Origin of the sequence: Corynebacterium casei LMG S-19264 (assembly GCF_000550785.1) — a bacterium.
GTDB lineage: Bacteria > Actinomycetota > Actinomycetes > Mycobacteriales > Mycobacteriaceae > Corynebacterium > Corynebacterium casei.
Genome location: NZ_CP004350.1, coordinates 1306304 through 1325594 on the forward strand (window position 1 = coordinate 1306304; position 19291 = coordinate 1325594).

Consider the following 19291-nt stretch of genomic DNA (forward strand, 5'->3'; position numbering starts at 1 on the left):
CATCATTAAATCTGGTTTAAACGGTTTTGCCCACTTAACCCGCCCGGAATTGGGAAAAATAGGCCAAATCATGCGAAGATGTCGGATATGGCGCAACCAATTGAATTAAATTTTACAAAACCCCGACGCGGGCTTCCCCCAAAGCACTTCGCTGACTACACCGAGGCAGAGCGCATTGAGATCCTAGCAGAGCTAGGTCTGCCCAAATTCCGTGCCAAGCAGGTGGCTAAGCACTACTACGTCCACCACACCGTGGATGTAGATGAGATGACTGATATTCCAGAATCTGCGCGTAAGGATATTCAGGAAAAGCTCTTCCCACCGCTGATGACCCAGATCCGTGATTTCTCCACCGATGATGGAGAGACCACCAAGTCACTGTGGCGTCTCTACGACGGCACGTTGCTGGAGTCTGTCCTAATGCGTTACCCAGGCCGCGCAACCCTGTGTATTTCTTCGCAGGCTGGCTGCGGCATGGCGTGTCCTTTCTGCGCGACCGGCCAAGGCGGCCTGGACCGTAACCTGTCTGCTGCTGAAATCGTAGAACAGCTTCGCAATGCTGCCAAGACCATGGAGGCCGAAGGCGGCCGTTTGACCAATGTAGTGTTCATGGGCATGGGTGAGCCGCTGGCCAACTACAAGCGAGTGGTGCACGCCGTGAAGCAGTTTACGGACCCAGATGGATTTGGCATGTCGATGCGCAACGTGACCATTTCCACCGTCGGCCTGGCTCCTGCAGTTCGCAAGCTTGCCGATGAAGGCCTGTCCTGCACGCTGGCCATTTCCCTCCACACCCCGGACGATGAGTTCCGAAACGAGCTGGTTCCGGTTAACCAGCGGTGGGATGTCGATGAGATTTTGGACGCCGCTCGCTACTACGTAGACAAGACTTCACGTCGTGTTTCTATCGAGTACGCGCTCATTCGCGACAAGAACGATCAGGACTTCCGCGCAGACATGCTCGGCGAAAAGTTGCATAAAGCACTAGGCTCGAAAGTCCACGTGAATCTCATTCCGCTTAACCCGACTCCTGGGTCTGAGTGGGATGCGTCACCAAAAGACCGACAGGAAGAGTTTGTTCGCCGCGTCATTGCGCAAGGTGTCCCTTGTACCGTTCGCGATACTAAGGGACAGGAGATTGCCGCTGCGTGTGGACAGCTTGCCGCTGAAGAAAGGCAATAATGGACGCGCTTCGGATCGAAGGCCTAAGTAAGAAATTCGGCGAGAAGCTGGCCGTAAACAATCTAAATTTGAGCATTCCTTATGGCTCAATTTATGGCATCGTCGGTCCGAACGGTGCTGGCAAGACCACAACCTTGACCATGGTCACCGGTATTACCAAGCCGGATGCTGGTAAATCCTGGATTGCTGGTCATGAGACCGGAACCATCGAATCCAAGAAGGCCATGGGCCTGTTGATGGATGGTGCGCCGGTCTTTGAAAAGCTCTCGGGTGCTGAATACCTGCAGTACCTCGGCGCGCTGCGCAGCATGCCCGCAGCAGAGGTCGAAGAACGCAGCAGGGAGCTCCTTTCGGCGCTTGGGCTTTCCGATGCCGCCACGAAATACATCGGCGACTATTCCGCCGGTATGACCAAGAAGATTCTTCTGGCAGGCTCCATCCTGCACGACCCAGAAGTTCTCATCCTCGACGAGCCGCTTGAGGCTGTCGACCCAGTGTCCTCCCGCATGGTGCAGCAGTTGTTGCGCAGCTACGCCGCCAGGGGAGGCACTGTTATTTTATCCTCCCACGTCATGGAGCTGGTGGAGGGCCTGTGCGATCACGTCGCCCTTATCAACAACGGTGAGGTCGCCGTTGCCGGACAAATTGACCAAGTGCGCCAAGGACGCTCACTCACGGATGTCTTCGTGGATTACGCCGGTGGCGCCGAGTTCGACGACACGACGTTTACCTGGCTGCGAGGTAACTAATGACCTCCACGCTATTTAAACTGCACCGAACACTGTGGTGGCGCACAATCAAGAAGAACCCGACGGTGCTTGTTTCCGCGGGCATGATCCTGGTTTATGGCCTACTCAGCGTTTTATCCATGACCGTTCAGGTCAATTCCCCGGAAGCACTTCATGCGCCGGTAGCTCTGGGCATGGTCGCGATGTTGATTCTCTCGCTCGCGATGCCAGCCAACGAGCAACACATTACGCAAGAAACCTTTCGTACCTTGCCTATAGACAACCTCAAACCAGCCATGGCGCTGTCCTCTCTGTGGACCTCGCGTGCCATGCTGACCATCCTGTTCACCATTATCTGGGCGGGTTTCGGTTTCACCCAGCTGCCAGTGGGGCAGGGCATCATGTTCATCGTCGGTTCGGTCATGGCTGCGGCAACCACGATCATCTACATCGATGTCATCGCGAAAGTGGGAAGCTCACGCAAAGAAATCCTTGGCATCGTCGGCGGCATCGGCATTATTGCCATGATCTTTTTCGCCGTCAACATCTCCAGCCAAGATGCAATGAACATGCCTCTCGAGGATATCGGCGCCATCGCATCCTGGACACCGTTTGCCGCGGCTACTGGCTGGGCTACTGGGGGCATCGTCAAGCTGCTCATTGCTATTGCGACCTTGGCGCTTGGTGCTTGGCTGTGGTGGCGTGACATTGAAGTCTCGCCTGTACAGACCAAAGAGCGCAACAAGACTGATCTGCGCATTCCTTTTGTACCCAACAACCCGACCGGCATCGAATTTGCGCGCAGTATCCGCTATATCTTCCGCGACACCCGCCTGCTCATGTCAGTGCTCGTGCTGCCCATCGTCGTGATTGTGCTCATGGTGCAGTCCGTCTCTCAAGGCATTCCAGAAATCGCGTACACAGCGCTAGTGATATGTGGTCTACTCGGCGGCGCAATGGCTGTTAATGACTTCGGCTATGACGGCCCGGCCATGTGGCTCAAAATGGTCTCTCCAGTACAGCAGTATCGCCTCATTCTCTCCCGACACTGGGCACACATGATCATCCCCGCGGCATTCCAGGTGCTTTTCGCGATCGTCTTGGTATTCCTGTACGACGACACGTCGACGACGATATTGGTTGGCCTGGTCAGCCTCGGCGTATTGATGACTTCCGCCGCGCTATCACTGTTCCTTTCCGCATTTAATCCATATCCGGTGGCCCCTCCGGGCACGAGCCCCTGGGCCGATAAGTCCGGCTATTCTGGCGCCGCATTCGTTGCGGTGTTTGCTTTGATGTTCCTAGGCTGGATTCCAGTTGCCCCAGGTGCTGCACTCATCATCTTCTTCGGTCAGCAAGTTATTGGCGTGCTGGTTGCTTTGGCAATTCCGGCAGCGATCTATATCGGCATCATCCTGGTGGTCAAGAAAACCGCAGATGATCGGATGCCGGTTGTGTACAAGAAGGTCGGTGCTTGGGTTCGTTAGAACGGTGGCTCACCTTCTTCTACGTCCACGATGACTTCTTCAATTTCAGGCTCGCCGATGTCCATTTGCGCGAACAAGCGCGCATTGCGTCGACGGGCCTGATTTGCTTGCGCCACTGTCTGCGCCCACCGCTTCTTGCCCTCCGACATCGGCCCGCTAGGAACCGTGCTTTCCCAAGAACCATCGGCGAATAGCCAGAAGATGACTCGCGTAAACGGGTCCATGATGTAGAACGCCCGGCGGTCAGTCTTGATGTTGTGGTGGTGCTGGCACAGACTAGCGAGGTTCCATGCCGAAGTTGGACCGCCATCCGCGTGATTGTGACGGTGGTCAGTCTGGCAGCGGTGCGCGGGTGCATCGCAGTCTGGCCAGCGGCAAGTGCCATCAAGCCCGACAACGGCTGAGCGAATGGAATCAGAAGGGGAGTAAGCCGCGGTCTCTGCGGTGGCGACGTTATCCATATCGCGTGTGCTTGCTATGCGCTGCAGCATTTCCTCAGCTTGCTCGGGCTCCAGCCAACCAATTTCTGGTATGAAGACAGGGGCGTTGTCGGTCTTGGCCTGGTACAGGTTCAAGATGAGCTTTGCTTTAGGGTCTTCCTCGCCACTGAGCAGTGCAATCGCGGCCTTGGCCATCGAAGTTCCAGTACGTTCGGCTAATTCTTTGATGCACTTGTCTATGACCGTGCCTGCCTCAGCGCCGGTTTCTAATTCGATGAACGCTCGCTTGCCGGAGTAATTGATGGTGTAGCGAAGCCGAGGCCTGGTGTTTTCATTAGATAAAGAAGAATCCTCAAGAGCAATGAGCTCATTGAGGAAATTAGTAATTGCACGCCGGGAAGGCATGCGCTGATTACGGCGCTTCGGAGTGAGATATTCGGCCAACTCACAATCGATGCGCTGCATCATGGCAATATCAGGCACAGGGCCGAGCTTGTCGAGAGTGTTGTTAATGCCAATGAGTCGGTCAATATCCAGGTGGCATAGACGCCTGAATACTGCATTGGTCTCGGGCAGCTCGGCTAGGCGCATTATGCCAAACACGGCAGCGCGGACATAGCCGGCAGTCACGCCGAAAGTCGAAGACATTTTGCGGGCATAAAGCTCAAAGTCTTCCTCATTCTCGGGGACGTGCATCATCCAAATATGGAGGTCCATGCATCGGCGGATCATGCCGTGCGCGGCGGCGGGGTCGTGACAGTTGCTAATGGAGTAGTAGGCGGATTCGTCTAATGGTTCAGGGCGCATTGAACACTCAAGTGCGTCCCAGTTAATCATCTCTAAGGTTGCATTGTTGGTTTCCATAATTCCTCGTTTATTCGAACAAGTAATCTAATGGAAAGTATAGCGAGCCCGCAGGAAGAATCAATAGGTTGGCGCAAATTCTTTCGAAAGTATGTTCACTACGGTGGGCAAAAGAAAACCGCCGCCGAATGATCGGAAGCGGTTAACCTGAACTTCTTAGTTCTGGATTGCCTTCTTCTTGGAAGGGGCAACACGCAGGTGCTCGACGCGAGCTGGGTCGATGTTCAGTGCACGCAGCTCGGCATCGCTAAGCTCTGCGTACTCGCCACCCAAAGTCTTCTGCTCGTACATCCAGTCTGGCTCGACGTGGTTCTCTGGCTTGTTGCGGCCAGTCAGGGTGCGAACCTGGGAAAGCTTTGGCTGGAAAGCGTGAATCAGAAGGCCAATAGCAATCAGTGCAGCAAAGATAGCCAAGAAGACGGTCTCAACGTGACCCTGGTGGTTACCAAAGTTGTACGCCAGCAGGATGAATACAGAGCCCCAACCAGCAATCTGGGTACCGGTGCGTGGGGTACGGGACCAACCGAAGCCAGCGGAAGGAACGTCACTGGTGGATACGCCGTCGTATACCTCTGGCGCCTTGTTGTGAGAAGACACGTGCTCTCCTTATTTCTGTCAAAGCCACAATTCTCCTCATAACCTTAGTCCATTAACCTCGCAATCGCGTTAATCCACCCCCGATAATTTTGTGACGTTGACTAAGGTGGTGTGGGTGAAACGAATTCTAATTCTTGGCTCAACAGGTTCCATCGGCACGCAAGCGCTAGAAGTGGTTGCGGACAACCCAGATAAGTTCGAAATTGTCGGCATTGCTGCAGGTGGATCAAACCCAGATCTCATCATTGAGCAGGCACGTGCGTTCAATCTTTCGGCTGACCACGTGGCGGTGGCGCAGGCTGACGCGGCGAAGACGGTATCGGAAGCGCTCGGCGGCACTGTGGTGGATTCGGCGGCGCAGTTGGTGCGCGATGTTGAGGTGGATACGGTGCTCAACGCGCTGGTGGGTTCCTTGGGATTGGAGGCGACGCTGGCAACGATTGATGCCGGGGAGATTCTGGCGCTTGCAAACAAGGAGTCTTTGGTCGCGGGTGGCTCCATCGTGATGGATAGAGTCAAGCCGGGGCAGTTGATTCCGGTGGATTCAGAGCACTCGGCGATGGCGCAGTGTCTGCGTTCCGGCGATCGCGGGGAGCTGGCACGGTTGGTCTTGACGGCTTCGGGAGGGCCATTTCGGGGTTGGACGCGGGAGCAGATGTGGGAGGTTAGCCCACAGCAGGCCGCGGCACACCCGACGTGGTCTATGGGGCAGATGAACACGCTGAACTCGGCCACTTTGGTCAACAAGGGCTTGGAGCTCATCGAGGCCACCTTGTTGTTCGATATCGACGCTGAGCTTATCGATGTCACCGTGCATCCGCAGTCGATAATTCACTCGATGGCGACGTTTAAGGATGGGTCGACAATTGCCCAGGCCTCACCGCCTTCGATGAAGCTGCCTATTTCCTTGTCCTTGGACTGGCCGCATCGCGTGCCTGATGCGCAGCCTGCGTTGGACTTTTCGCAGGTGTTGGATTGGCATTTCGAGCCAGTTGGCAAGGCATTTACAGCTGTGCAGCTGGCTGCCGATGTCGCCGGCAAGGGCACATTGCCGGCTGTCTATAACGCGGTTAACGAGGAAGCAGCGGCAGCATTCTTATCAGGCCGTATTAAGTTCCCACAGATTGTTGACTGTATTACTGAGGTCCTGGATTCTGCTTCACAGTTTGCTGGTGTACCGTCAACCGTTGACGATGTGCTGGCCATTGAAGCTGAAGCACGCAAGCGGGCGAATAAACTGCTGTCTACTTGGTCATAGTTAAAGAACTTTAGGTATAAAAGGAAGCTCTCTCAATGGCGAATCTCTTGGGCATTGTGCTGTTTGCCCTCGGCATCTGTCTCACAGTTGCACTGCATGAAGCTGGCCATATGCTCACCGCGCGTGCTTTTGGCATGCGGGTGCGCAGGTTTTTCATTGGTTTCGGGCCAACCCTGTGGAGCTTTAAGAAAAACGAGACTGAATACGGTGTTGCAGCGTTGCCTTTGGGCGGCTTCTGCGACATCGCTGGTATGACCGCGCAGGATGAGTTCATCACCGAGGAAGAGCGCCCCTATGCGATGTATAAAAAGCCTTGGTGGCAGCGCATTATCGTGCTTTCCGGTGGTGTGGCAGTCAACATCATTCTCGGCTTCATGATTTTGTTTGTGGTCGCGCAGACTGCTGGCCTTCCCAACCCCAACGCGGATACGCGTCCTGTGGTGGACCAAGTTGCGTGCTCCGCTGACCAGCTCGACAACGGAGAGCTTGGTTCCTGCACCGGCGTTGGTGCAGGTGGTGAAGCAGGCATTGAGCAAGGGGATAGGCTCCTTACTTTCAATGGCGAAGAGTTGGAGAGCTTTCAGCAGCTTCGCGATGAAGTCTTAATCCGCCCAGGTGAGACCGTCACCATCGAAGTAGAGCGCGGCACCCAAGTGCTGGAACTTCCAGTAGAGCTGGACACCGTCAAGCGCAATATTGATGGTGAAATGGTTGACGCCGGTTCGATTGGTTTGATCCAGGAGCCTTTGGACATCATCGAAAAGCATGGCTTTGTCGGCGCCATCCCTGCGACCTGGAACTACACGGGCTACATGCTTGAAGCAACTGTGCAGGGAATTATTGAGTTCCCATCCAAAATTCCTGGCGTTGTTGCTTCGATCTTTGGCGCTGAGCGCGATACCGAAGGCCCAATGTCTGTCGTTGGCGCATCTCGCGTTGGAGGCGAATTGGTGGAAGCAAACCTGTGGGCGGCGTTCTTTATGATGCTGGCTTCACTGAACTATTTCTTGGCTCTGTTTAATCTCATACCTCTGCCGCCATTTGACGGAGGTCATATTGCGGTGGTGCTTTATGAAAAGATTCGAGACTTCTTCAGGCGCCTTCGCGGCAAAGCGGCCGCCGGTCCAGCCGATTATACGAAACTTATGCCGGTTACCTATGTGATTGCGGCTGCATTGATGACGGTTGCTGCCGTAATTATTGTGGCTGACTTCGTCAATCCCATAAAATTGCTTGGCTAGAAACCGGTGCTAAAGTAGGGGAATAATACCCCCATGACAACAAGGAGAATAAATGTCTATTGGTCTAGGTATCCCAGAGGGTCCTCCACCGACCTTGGCGCCGCGTCGTAAGACCCGCCAGTTATTCGTTGGTGATGTAGGCGTGGGGTCTGACCATCCGATCTCCGTGCAGTCGATGACTACAACCAAGACGCATGATGTGAACGCAACCCTGCAGCAGATTGCTCAGTTGGCAACCGCTGGCTGTGACATGGTGCGCGTTGCGTGTCCAAAGACTGTTGACGCGGAGGCGCTGCCTGCCATCGCGAAGAAGTCCCCGATTCCAGTTATTGCTGATATTCACTTCCAGCCGAAGTACATCTTCTCTGCTATTGACGCTGGCTGTGCTGCGGTTCGTGTGAACCCAGGCAACATTAAAGAATTTGATGGCCGCGTTAAGGAAGTAGCTAAGGCTGCTGGTGACGCCGGCATTCCAATCCGTATTGGTGTCAACGGTGGCTCTTTGGATAAGCGCCTGTTGGAAAAGTATGGCAAGGCAACCCCGGAGGCTCTGGTTGAGTCTGCTATCTGGGAAGCTGGCCTGTTCGAGGAGCATGGCTACGGTGATATCGCGATTTCCGTGAAGCACTCTGACCCAGTGCTCATGGTGGAGGCGTACCGTCAGCTGGCTGCGAAGACTGACTACCCACTGCACCTTGGTGTTACTGAAGCTGGCCCTAAGTTCTTGGGCACCATTAAGTCTTCTGTTGCTTTCGGCGCATTGCTCGCCGATGGCATTGGTGACACCATTCGTGTGTCCCTGTCTGCCGACCCAGTGGAGGAAATCAAGGTTGGTGACCAGATTCTACAGTCCCTTAATCTGCGTCCGCGCAAGCTGGAGATTGTTTCTTGCCCATCTTGTGGCCGTGCTCAGGTTGACGTGTACAAGCTGGCTGAAGAAGTTACCGCGGGTCTTGACGGCATGGAGTTCCCACTGCGCGTTGCAGTAATGGGTTGTGTTGTGAACGGTCCTGGTGAAGCACGTGATGCTGACTTGGGCGTTGCTTCCGGCAACGGCAAGGGGCAGATTTTTGTCAAGGGTGAGGTTGTTAAGACCGTGCCTGAGGCGAAGATTGTGGAGACCCTTATCGAAGAGGCAATGCGTATTGCTGATGAGCAGGGCTTGGAAGCTGTTGAAGGTTCCAAGGCGCAGGTTCGCGTAACTCGCTAATTATCTGTGTTGGTCAGCGAAAATAGTGGCATTCGCTGCTATGCTGCTAACTCATGAAACGGTCGGTATCGCTGCTGTGTGCAGTATCAATAGCTGCAGGAACAGTGGTTGCGTGTACCCCGAAGCCGGTCTCGGCTGATCCCACCGTTGACTCCATCGTGCAAGCGATGGAGTCCGGTGAAGCCTTCGGCGAATTCTTTGATAGGTCTGCTGAAGTAGATGATGTTTTCACCTCTACTTATGAGGGACTGCAGGCCGAAGGCATCGATGTTGAAGTGCATGATATTGAGCAAAATGACTCTCGTGCAACAGCAAATTACACCATCACGTGGGACTTGCCGCGTGATAGGGAATTAACCTATGACACCTCGATGGTGCTGACCAAAGCCAATGATGAATGGACTGGCCGTTGGCAGCCCATCATGGTGCACCCATCGTTGGGAGCTAATCAGCACTTGGAGCTGCGGTCAATCCCAGCAGAGCGCGCGAGCGTAGTTAGCTCCGACGGTGTGGAGTTGATGCGCCCAGGCCTGCAATACCGCGTCATAGTCGATATGCGCGACGTAGAGGGCGTCCCAGCATTCGCAGGACGGATTGCTGCTGCCATCAATGATGCTGGGGGAAATGCGCCTGAGGCTTCTGACCTAGCAAGCGAGATGTCCGAAGTTGATGGCAACTACTCGGTGGGTTTATTCAACGAGGAAATCGGTAAGCGCCTGCAAGCGCGTTTTGCTGATGATCCGCAGGTACGCATTAATGAGGAGCCAGCGCTCGTGGTTCGGGATCAAGGTTTTGCGCGGGATTTGATGTCGCGTGTCTCCAACCTGGTCTCCGATGATGTTGATGGCGTCAACGGCTGGTCCGTTGCAGTGGTCAATGATGAAGGCGCTGCCTTCTCCAACGTGGTGGAGCATGCGCCCGATCCATCGCCAGCAGTGCGCGTCAGCATTGACTATGACGTGCAGCGTGCGGCGGAAGAAGCCGTGAATCTGCGCGCGGACTCGCAGACCATGATGGTGGCTATCCGTCCTTCTTCGGGCGAGATTTTGGCTGTTGCGCAGACCGAAGCCGCCGACCGCGACGGTGATGTTGCGTTGAGCGGTCAATACCCACCGGGCTCGGTGTTTAAGATTATTACCGCCGCCGCTGGGGTGGATAAGCAAGGCGTGGACCGCGGCTCCATCGTGCCGTGTCCCGGCACCATGGACATCTATGGCCGTGTGGTGACCAACTACAACGGCTTCTCCTTGGGCAACGTGCCGCTGCAAGATGCATTCGCGAGCTCATGCAACACCACGTTTGCTGATATGTCGACGCGTCTTGCGCCAGGAGAGCTTGCCGATGAAGGAAAGCAGTTCGGGCTCGGAATCGACTTTGAGATTCCCGGTCTAACCACCATGACAGGCAGCATTCCGGAGGGGGAGACGCCTCTGGAGCGTACTGAGGCCGGCTACGGCCAGGGCTATGACCTGGCTTCACCTTTTGGCATGGCAATGGTATCAGCCACGGTAGCCAATGGATCCACCCCAGTTCCTACGCTGGTTTCAACTGAAGAGACAAAGGTGTCAGAGACAGTTGAACCGCCGAGTGAGCATGTGATTAATGAGCTACGCTCGATGATGCGACAGACCGTCACCTCCGGTACCGCTGCGGGTATGCAAGCGCAGGGTGAAATCTTTGGCAAGACTGGTGAGGCTGAAATCAATCAGGGATCACATGCATGGTTCACCGGATACCGGGCGGATGACGATATTGCTTTTGCAACGCTCGTGGTCTTGGGCGGCGGCTCTGAAACCTCCGTGTCCATTACTGATTCCTTCTTCCAGAATCTGGATAAGCACCGAGCCGAACCCCAAAGCTAAAAGCTGGATTCGGCAGGACTACCATGGTCAGCATGAGTACTCGTGAAAAATTGAAGCCTGGTAAGCCAACCCCCGTCCGCAAAGTACCAGACCATATTGAACGCCCAGAATACGTCTGGAAAGACACCGTTCAAGAGGCAATGGGTGAACCATTTGTTCAAACCCCAGAAACCATTGAAGCAATGCGCGAGGCATCAAAGATCGCCGCGAATGCGCTGAAGGAAGCTGGCGCTGCAGTTGCTCCTGGCGTGACCACAGATGAGGTGGACCGCGTGGCTCATGAGTACATGTGTGACCATGGCGCTTACCCATCCACCCTGGGATACTTAGGCTTCACAAAGTCCAGCTGTGTGTCCTTGAATGAGATTATTTGCCACGGCATTCCAGATAGCACCGTTATTCAAGACGGCGATATCGTCAACATTGACGTCACCGCCTACAAGAATGGCGTGCACGGCGATACCAACGCGACGTTCCTCGCAGGTGATGTTTCTGAAGAGCACCGTTTGTTGGTTGAGCGGACCAAGGAATCAATGATGCGCGGTATCAAGGCTGCCAAGCCAGGACGTGAAGTCAACGTCATCGGCCGCGTTATTGAGTCTTATGCCAACCGCTTTGGATACAACGTGGTGCGTGACTTTACCGGCCACGGTGTGGGCCCAACTTTCCACAATGGACTGATTGTGCTGCACTATGATTCCACGGCCTACCGTAACGTACTAGAGCCAGGCATGACCCTGACCATTGAACCAATGTTGAACCTCGGTTCTTTGGAATATGACATCTGGTCTGATGACTGGACCGTGCAAAACCGTGATGGTAAGTTCACCGCGCAGTTTGAGCACACCATCGTGATTACCGAGGATGGTAATGAGATTCTGACGCTGCCAGATTAATCTCAAGCGTCTTAGTGGTGGGAGAGGGCTTCGGCCTTCTCCCACTTTTTGATGCCACAGCAAAACGAAAAATAGTCGCAACCACCTTCAATGGTGGCTGCGACTATTTAAGAAGTACGAGCTTCTATTTACTTCTGGATGAAGTGTGGGAAGAAGCCGTTGTAGACGCCGTAGTTGTAAGCAGCGATGATGCCGCCAACAACGGTGCCGATAGCAGCAACGATGTTGCCATCGCGCCACAGACGAGCCCAACCTGGGTTGGTGATGTCGCCGTTGTCGCCCTCGTTACCCTGCTCTTCGCCGAGCAGGTCGGAGCCAGAGGTGTTCTTGTCAGCGTTCATCAGATCGCCGATCTTGGAGGACAGGTTAGGGGACTCTTCGGTGTTCTCGGAAGAGAGGTGGCTCTGAGCATCCTCAGAAGAGAGAACGGAGGAACCCTCAACGAAGGAAGACTCGTTGTCCTCGTGCTGCTGCTCGTCCTGAGCGGTAGCAGCGGAGATGCCGGTGAAAGAAACAGCAACTGCGGTAGCGGCAGCAACTGCAGCGGTGCGGAAGTTACGCATTGTATTAAAGCCTTTCGGGGTTTTAGTAGCTAGGGCTGCGGATTACTGACCGAACTGGAAGTAGTTGGCAACTGGGCCAACAACCAGACCGATGAGGGAGCCGATGGATGCAACGATGGTCAGTGCGTAGAAGCTCTGAGCCCAAGATGGGATGTTGTCCTGGTCCTTGGAAGAACCAAATACGTCGCGACCGTTGAACTCGGTGTTCTTGTCGTCGCCCTCGCCCTTGTCAACCAGGTCGGAGTCGCCGATCTTGGAAGACAGGGAACCGCCGTTGCCCTCTTCCTCGGACGCAGCGTCCTCGTCGGAAGAAAGGTCGGAGGAGGTGTTCTCAACGTTGGAAGATACGTTCTCTTCCTCGTTCTCCTGTGCAGATGCGATGGTGGTGCCGCCGAAAGCGACTGCGATTGCGGTTGCGCCGGCGATGGCTGCATTGCGGATACGCATGTGAAATGTCCTTAAATGTCGTACTGGCAAGGCTCCCAGGTGGAAACCTATGTGTTATTGGAAATTCAGGGTATTTCCAGAAACACGCGGTTGCCGGTTTACGGCTTAAGCCGGTGTCACAAAGGAACTCTAACCAAAAAATGGACTTTTCGCACGCTGACAGTCCTATTTCGATTCAACTGCCTATAAATCTAGCCCCGTTCTGGTTATTAAATCCTGAACGGATATCAGTAAAAGTTAAGGTTGTTGCAATTTTGTATCAATCCTATTACGCCCCCGTGGGGGTGATGTGATTGTTATCACGTAATGCTAGAATTGAGTCCCGCTGGGGAAATGGTTACTCGGAATCGAATTCCAAACCCAATAGAGCATTCTCTGTAACCTCAGGCAATGCAGGGTGAATCCAGTATTGCTTCTGGGCGAAGTCTCGAACATCCAAATCAAATGCCATCACGGTAATCATCTGCTGGATAAGCGTGGATGCCTGTGGGCCATAGAAGTGTGCGCCAAGGAGCTTTCCGGACTTCTTGTCTGCAATCAGCTTGCAGATGCCGTCGTGGTCTTCCATCGCCCAGCCATAGGCAACATCGCTGTAGTTTTGAACCTTGACGGTGATGTCGAGGTTTTGTGCACGTGCTTCTTCTTCTGTGAGCCCGACTGTCGCAATCTGTGGGTGGGTAAAGATTGCGGAAGGGACGTGGTCGTGTGGCATTGGCACCATGTCATCTGGATGGAGCATGTTTTGGCGCACAGCCTTGGTCTCTGCATTCGCTACGTGCTTGAGCATGTACGGCGAGGAGACATCGCCAAGTGCCCAAACGCCCTCAGCGGTGGTGCGGCCAAAGTCATCAACCTTGATGCGGCCGTCCTCGTGCATTTCAATGCCGGCAGACTCTAGGTTCATCTGGTCGCCGTTAGGGATGCGTCCGGTAGCAACCAGCAATGCATCGGCTTCGAGAACACTGTCGTTGTCCAAAGAGATCTTGACGCCACCATTGGCGGTGTTCTCTACATCTTGAACGTTGACGTTGGTGATCACGTTGTAGCGATCACGGGCTTGGGTGTTGAAGCGGGAAGAGAGATCCTTGTCCAGCCAACGCAGTAGCGTCTCAGAGCGGTTGATGATGGTGACATCGGTCCCAAGGCCCTCAAAGACGTGTGCAAACTCCATAGCGATGAAGCCGCCCCCGATGATGGCCAAGCTCTTTGGCTGCTGTGGCAGGCGCATAATGGTCTCATTGGTGTGGTAAGTCGCGCCGGAGTTTGCAATAGCGGAAGGGATCTGTGGGCGGGAGCCAGTAGCGATGACGATTTCGTCGCCGGTGATGACATCGTCGCCAGTCTTAATGGTCTTTGGGCCAATGAACTCAGCATGCTGGTCATAGACCGTAATGTTTGGGGTCTCGTCGCCGCGGCGGTAAGCCTCGCCACCTTCGGCGATTTTGTCAATGCGGTTGGTAAACACGCGGTCAACAATGGAATCCCAGTCCACATTGGTGACCTCACCGGTGATACCCAACTTCTGTGAGTGGCTGGTCTGGTGAGCTACATCGGCCGCGTAGACGTACATCTTGGTGGGGATGCAGCCAACGTTCATGCAGGTGCCGCCGAATTTGTCCTTCTCAATAATCGCGATCGAGATATCGTCGTGCTCCGGGGTGGGGATGGAGTTGCCGGAACCGGCGCCGATGATGATCAAGTCATAGTGTGTCATTATGTTCCTTTAAATATGCTTTCGATTAACTAACGTTTATTTCTTTACGTGCTGCGCGAGATAGGCGCTGGTGACAGCAAACGCTTCGTCGCGTGCTGGTTTGAGGGAAAGAAATACGTCGTGCCTAGCTCCCAGAATAGTGTGTATCTCAACATCTTTTCCAAGATGGGGAGCCCAGCGCTGAGTCTGCTGCACGTCAATCACGGCATCGGCCGTGTCGGTCGCAGGCGAATAGGGCCTTCCCAAGTGCGAGCGGCCAGACGTGAGCACTAGCGTTGGTACTCCCACATCAATTTGGTCGGTGTGGATGAGATGCTGGCTGTTGAGTACAGCGCGTAGCCAGCCCAAATATTTCCGGTGCCCCCCAAGCGGCTTGATGGCCAAGTCGTAATTCCACTCGCCATAGAAATCGGCGTGGATAGATTCGCCGAAGGCTGCGAGCCCGCCGCCTGGAAATTTGACGCGGGGGAGAAGCTTGCCAGCGACATTGATTATTGGGCGAATCACTCGCAGCTGGCGCTGGCTAAAACCCATCAAGTCGAGCCAGGGGCTGTCAAGGATTAGTGCAGGAACCTTGTCACTATTTAGCTGATTAAGCCACATCGGCACGATAATGCCGGCAGTGGAGTGTGCAATTGGAGTCATGCTTGGGTGATGTTCGGTGATCGTCTCTAATGCGGCATCAAGGTCCGTGAAGTAGTACTCCAAGTCGGTCACGTAATGCCAAGGTTCACCGTCTTGCCGGGCACGGCCGCATTTGCGCAAGTCGATGGCATAAAAGGCATAGCCCTGGTTGTGGAAGTATTCCGCAACGTGAGATTGAAAGAAGTAGTCCGTCATGCCATGTACCCACAGGAGTGCCGGGCGGCCTTCGGTATTTGCGTCTTCTGGTTTGTAGCGAACTAAGGTGGCTTGAATTTGGCCAGCGCCGTCCGGGTCTTTTCCTAAAGGCAAAGTAAGAGCTTGATAATCCTCACCCAAAAAATCGGGGTGCCACTCGCGCAGTTGATTCATGCATTTAAATATAGCGGAACAGTACGGAAGTTGCTGAAGTTAAGAATGTGAATAAAGGGGTGCGAATTTGCGGTAACTACCCGGGCTAAATCTACTAATCGGCAACCTAAGGCGTATGGTTGGAAGCGATGCGTGATGTGTGCGCGACTAAATAATTAATCACTTTTTATTCGATTACGAAGAGGTAATGTCTGGTGTCCCCCGCAAAGAATGCAGGCCAAGCAGTTGATACCGTAGACGTCGCACTTGTTGGTGCCGGTGTCATGAGCGCAACCCTGGGTGCAATGCTCAGGGAGCTCGAACCAAGTTGGACGCAAATGATTTTTGAGCGTCTTGACGGACCTGCTCTGGAATCATCTTCCCCTTGGAACAACGCTGGTACTGGTCACTCCGCACTGTGCGAGCTGAACTACACGCCAGAAAAGGGCGGCAAGATTGACGTCTCCAAGGCAATGGGCGTCAATGAAAAGTTCCAGGTGGCACGCCAGTTCTGGACCCACCAGGTCAACAACGGCATTCTGGTTGAACCACGCGAGTTCATCAACCCAGTTCCGCATGTTTCCTTCGCACAGGGTGAAATCCAGGTTGATTACCTGAAGCGTCGCTATGACCTCCTGAAGGAAAACCACCTCTTCCCAGACATGGAATTTAGCGATGATCGTGATGAATTCGCTAAGCACCTGCCTTTGATGGCGAAGGACCGTCCAGAAGACAGCAAGGTCGCTATCTCCTGGACCAACGTTGGTACCGACGTTAACTTCGGTGCGTTGACCAAGCAGTTCCTCACTGCAGCTAAGGCTGCTGGTACTGAGATCCGCTACGGCAACGAAGTCACCAGCATTAAGCGTGATGGCGCTGGCTGGAAGGTGTACACGAAGAACCTGCACACTGGTGATACCCAGGTTGTCAAGGCTAACTTCGTATTCGTTGGTGCTGGCGGCAACGCTCTTGACTTGCTCCGCAAGGCAGGCGTACGCGAGGTTGCTGGTTACGCGGGCTTCCCAGTGTCCGGCATGTGGCTGCGCTCCACGAACCCTGAGCTGGTGGAAGCACACAATGCAAAGGTCTACGGCAAGGCTGCTGTTGGCGCGCCACCAATGTCTGTTCCTCACCTGGATACCCGCGTTATCGATGGTGAGAAGGGCCTTCTGTTTGGCCCATACGGTGGCTGGAGCCCTAAGTTCCTCAAATCCGGTTCTTACCTGGACTTGTTTAAGTCCATCCGCCTGAACAACATTACTTCCTACCTGGGTGTTGCTGCGCAGGAGTTCGGTCTGACCAAGTACCTGGTTCAGGAAGTTCTCAAGGACTTCGATGACCGTGTTGAAACTCTACGTGAGTACGTTCCTTCCGCTGATGGTGATGACTGGGAGACCGTTGTTGCAGGCCAGCGCGTGCAGGTTATCAAGCCAGCGGGTGCGCCTCGTTTCGGTTCCCTGGAATTCGGTACCACCTTGATCAACAACCCAGAGGGCAACATCGCGGGTCTGCTTGGTGCATCCCCAGGTGCTTCCATCGCCCCAGCTGTCATGCTGGAGCTGCTGGAGCGTTGCTTCGGTGAGCACATGATCGGCTGGTCCGAGAAGCTGTATGAAATGATTCCTTCATACGGTGAGAAGCTGGGCAAGAACCCTAAGCTATTTGATGAGATCTGGGAGATCACCCAGAAGACTCTGCAGCTGGATAATGCTCCTGAGCTTTAAGTTCCGCAGAACGTAATAAACCCTTCGAGATCACCCGGGAGAGACAAAACCGGGTGATGTTCGGAGGGCTTTTTTACTGCCTCAAGCAGCTCGAAGTAATAAGAAAGATCGCCGTCAGTTGCCTGCTTTAGAGCGCGGTCAACCGGAATATTACGCGGAATGGTCACAGGGGAGTTTGGGTCTCTCTTGTGGTTTTCTTCCGTGATATCGCCTGTGACTTCCTGGACGTCTTCTGTCTCGAGTGCACCATTCATGATGTCGGTGAATTCCGCCATGGTGGAGTTGGCGATGTCGATGGCGTGGTTCGGATCTTCATCGAAAAGCGGCAAAAGCGTTTCCGCCAGCCGTGCCAAGTTCCAACCCAGGATGCTGGGCTGGTTGCCATAGCGGTAGCGGCCTTGCGTGTCGATGGAAGAAAAGTATGTATTCACATCGAACTGTTCCATAAAAGCACACGGCCCGTAGTCAATGGTTTCTCCCGACAACGTGGTGTTATCGGTATTCATCACGCCGTGGATAAAGCCCAGACGCTGCCATTTGGCCACCGTTGCTGCCTGCGCGTGCATGACCTTGCGGAAAAGCCCCTGGTAGTCCTCACCCGGATAATGCCGGGCGATAGCAAAGTCAGCGACGTCTTTAATCTGGTCCGTCATCGCCGCATATTGCATCGTGCCAACGCGAATATGGCTAGCAGCAGTGCGCACCATGACTGCGCCTGGTACCACGCGGTCGCGCTGGATCTTGCGGCCGGTACTGATGACTGCCAGCCCACGCGTAGTGGGGACTCCCAGAGCCTGCATTGCTTCAGACATGAGGTATTCGCGCAGCATTGGCCCCAGCGCACCGCGACCGTCAGAGCCGGGGCGTGAGAATGGAGTTTTTCCAGTGCCTTTGGCATGCAGATCTTGGCCTGCGATTTCGCCCAGCAGTATGGCGCGGCCATCGCCCAAGACAGGGGAGAGCTGGCCGAACTGGTGGCCGGAATAGGCCATGGCATGGCCTTCACCAGATTGGCCGAGGAGGAACTTTAACCCATCTGCGGACTTGAGGAAGTCGACATCGAGGCCGAGTTCCGCGGCGAGCGGTTCGTTGAGAATAAGGAGTTGTGGATCGGGCTGTTCCTCACCGGTTGCTGCCCGAACCATGTCGGGGAGTGCTTCGGCATAGGAGTGTTGGAGTTTCATAGAGACTTTCCACTGCTTAGAGTGCCTGACACCCGAATGTGGACGATGCCACCAATCCAGATGTCTTTGCCATCATCAAAGACGTGGACAACACCCGCGCGGCCCATCTGCGAGCCTTGGGTGGCGGTGTAGGAATCAGGCACGTGGTTTCGCTCGCGCATAAATTGTGCGACAGAGCCGTTCAAAGAGCCGGTCACTGGGTCTTCTAGACCGAACATGAAAGCGCGTACTTCGTATTCAGGACCTTCGCCCTCGTAGGCACCAACAACGCCAACTTTCTCGTTGTGGCTGGCTTGAGGTTTGATTGCTTTGACTGCATCGGCATTGGCAAGTTGCAGAATCTTCCAGCCGGGGCCGTTATCGCCCCAGGCATGGTCAACGACATCAGAAGGCTCGATGTTCAAGGCTTCGCAGGCACTGGAGATCTCAGCGTGTGTCAGCGGGCCAGACTTGAGCAGGTCCGGGGTGGCGAAGGAGTAAATCTTTTGCTTCTTGCCGGCATCATTTCGGATGGTTTCTTCCTGAATGGTGACAAGTCCAATGGCGCATTCTTGGACAATACGGCCGTGCTTGTGCGGTTCAATGCCCAACGAGCGCCAGGCGCGGGCGCTGCCCAAGGTGGGGTGGCCAGCAAAAGGAAGCTCTTCAAAAGGCGTGAAGATGCGCACGCGGTAGTCCGCGGAGGACTCCGTGGGTGGGAGAAGAAACGAGGTTTCTGAGAAGTTGATCCAGCGGGCTATAGCCTGCATCTGTTCGGAATCAAGCTCCCCAGCGTTGGCAATCACCGCCAATGGGTTGCCAGAAAAGGCGGTGGTGGCAAAAACATCAACTTCAAAATACTCGTGCTCCATGCCCATTAGTTTAGGTCACTACCTGAGCGCCGGGGCAAGGGATTTAACAT

Annotated in this window: 17 protein-coding genes; 9 read left to right on the top strand and 8 right to left on the bottom strand. The window is 54.5% G+C overall.

The window, feature by feature from the left end:
- The first annotated feature begins 87 nt into the window (after positions 1 to 87).
- The 3 genes from rlmN to CCASEI_RS06035 are packed head-to-tail and all read left to right on the top strand — an operon-like array spanning position 88 to position 3397.
- Positions 88 to 1182, top strand: a complete 1095-nt coding sequence (rlmN, locus tag CCASEI_RS06025) for a 23S rRNA (adenine(2503)-C(2))-methyltransferase RlmN (RefSeq protein ID WP_025387448.1) — start codon at positions 88 to 90, stop codon at positions 1180 to 1182.
- Positions 1182 to 1931: an ABC transporter ATP-binding protein gene (locus CCASEI_RS06030; protein ID WP_025387449.1), complete on the top strand. Its 750-nt coding sequence runs from the start codon at positions 1182 to 1184 to the stop codon at positions 1929 to 1931. Before rlmN ends, CCASEI_RS06030 begins: the two co-directional genes overlap by 1 nt.
- The gene (locus tag CCASEI_RS06035; protein ID WP_025387450.1) at positions 1931 to 3397 is read left to right on the top strand and encodes a hypothetical protein; all 1467 of its coding nucleotides are present in this window, start codon (positions 1931 to 1933) and stop codon (positions 3395 to 3397) included. Before CCASEI_RS06030 ends, CCASEI_RS06035 begins: the two co-directional genes overlap by 1 nt.
- On the opposite strand, the gene CCASEI_RS06040 is transcribed toward CCASEI_RS06035, so the two are convergent.
- Together CCASEI_RS06040 and CCASEI_RS06045 are read right to left on the bottom strand one after the other, a co-directional pair.
- Entirely contained in the window at positions 3394 to 4701 is a 1308-nt protein-coding gene (locus CCASEI_RS06040; RefSeq protein ID WP_025387451.1) for an HNH endonuclease signature motif containing protein, read from the bottom strand. The genes CCASEI_RS06035 and CCASEI_RS06040 overlap by 4 nt on opposite strands.
- A 156-nt stretch (positions 4702 to 4857) precedes the next feature.
- A complete protein-coding gene (locus CCASEI_RS06045; protein ID WP_006821718.1) occupies positions 4858 to 5298 on the bottom strand; it encodes a DUF2631 domain-containing protein in 441 nt (146 codons plus the stop codon).
- Between the two features lie 109 nt (positions 5299 to 5407).
- On the opposite strand from CCASEI_RS06045, the gene dxr reads away from it, so the two are divergent.
- From dxr to map, 5 genes are read left to right on the top strand one after another with little or no spacing between them, the layout of a single operon-like run.
- The gene (dxr, locus tag CCASEI_RS06050) at positions 5408 to 6556 is read left to right on the top strand and encodes a 1-deoxy-D-xylulose-5-phosphate reductoisomerase (RefSeq protein WP_038574484.1); all 1149 of its coding nucleotides are present in this window, start codon (positions 5408 to 5410) and stop codon (positions 6554 to 6556) included.
- 35 nt (positions 6557 to 6591) lie between these two features.
- Positions 6592 to 7797: a M50 family metallopeptidase gene (locus CCASEI_RS06055; RefSeq protein WP_025387453.1), complete on the top strand. Its 1206-nt coding sequence runs from the start codon at positions 6592 to 6594 to the stop codon at positions 7795 to 7797.
- Positions 7798 to 7849: 52 nt separating this feature from the next.
- The gene (ispG, locus tag CCASEI_RS06060; protein ID WP_006821721.1) at positions 7850 to 9007 is read left to right on the top strand and encodes a flavodoxin-dependent (E)-4-hydroxy-3-methylbut-2-enyl-diphosphate synthase; all 1158 of its coding nucleotides are present in this window, start codon (positions 7850 to 7852) and stop codon (positions 9005 to 9007) included.
- Positions 9008 to 9060: 53 nt separating this feature from the next.
- Complete coding sequence (locus CCASEI_RS06065; RefSeq protein ID WP_006821722.1) at positions 9061 to 10869, top strand: penicillin-binding transpeptidase domain-containing protein; 1809 nt, start codon at positions 9061 to 9063, stop codon at positions 10867 to 10869.
- Between the two features lie 32 nt (positions 10870 to 10901).
- Complete coding sequence (gene map, locus CCASEI_RS06070) at positions 10902 to 11765, top strand: type I methionyl aminopeptidase (protein ID WP_006821723.1); 864 nt, start codon at positions 10902 to 10904, stop codon at positions 11763 to 11765.
- 128 nt (positions 11766 to 11893) lie between these two features.
- On the opposite strand, the gene CCASEI_RS06075 is transcribed toward map, so the two are convergent.
- The 4 genes from CCASEI_RS06075 to CCASEI_RS06090 all read right to left on the bottom strand — a co-directional run bounded on the left by CCASEI_RS06075 (position 11894) and on the right by CCASEI_RS06090 (position 15503).
- Positions 11894 to 12328 carry a hypothetical protein gene (locus CCASEI_RS06075; protein ID WP_006821724.1) on the bottom strand — a complete coding sequence of 145 codons (435 nt, stop codon included), beginning with the start codon at positions 12326 to 12328 and terminating at the stop codon, positions 11894 to 11896.
- Positions 12329 to 12370: 42 nt separating this feature from the next.
- A complete protein-coding gene (locus CCASEI_RS06080) occupies positions 12371 to 12775 on the bottom strand; it encodes a hypothetical protein (RefSeq protein WP_006821725.1) in 405 nt (134 codons plus the stop codon).
- 337 nt (positions 12776 to 13112) lie between these two features.
- Positions 13113 to 14489 (bottom strand): mycothione reductase, encoded by a 1377-nt coding sequence (gene mtr / locus CCASEI_RS06085; RefSeq protein WP_006821726.1) that lies wholly within the window; start codon positions 14487 to 14489, stop codon positions 13113 to 13115.
- Between the two features lie 36 nt (positions 14490 to 14525).
- Positions 14526 to 15503 (bottom strand): alpha/beta hydrolase, encoded by a 978-nt coding sequence (locus CCASEI_RS06090; protein WP_006821727.1) that lies wholly within the window; start codon positions 15501 to 15503, stop codon positions 14526 to 14528.
- Between the two features lie 194 nt (positions 15504 to 15697).
- Between CCASEI_RS06090 and mqo the strand changes: the two genes are divergently transcribed.
- Positions 15698 to 17206: a malate dehydrogenase (quinone) gene (gene mqo, locus CCASEI_RS06095; RefSeq protein WP_006821728.1), complete on the top strand. Its 1509-nt coding sequence runs from the start codon at positions 15698 to 15700 to the stop codon at positions 17204 to 17206.
- Here the strand turns inward: mqo and CCASEI_RS06100 are convergent.
- Both CCASEI_RS06100 and CCASEI_RS06105 read right to left on the bottom strand, forming a co-directional pair.
- The gene (locus tag CCASEI_RS06100) at positions 17203 to 18390 is read right to left on the bottom strand and encodes a protein adenylyltransferase SelO family protein (protein ID WP_006821729.1); all 1188 of its coding nucleotides are present in this window, start codon (positions 18388 to 18390) and stop codon (positions 17203 to 17205) included. The two genes, mqo and CCASEI_RS06100, sit on opposite strands and share 4 nt — an antisense overlap.
- Entirely contained in the window at positions 18387 to 19241 is an 855-nt protein-coding gene (locus CCASEI_RS06105) for a PhzF family phenazine biosynthesis protein (RefSeq protein ID WP_025387454.1), read from the bottom strand. The genes CCASEI_RS06100 and CCASEI_RS06105 overlap by 4 nt, the downstream gene beginning before the upstream one ends.
- Positions 19242 to 19291: the final 50 nt, after the last annotated feature.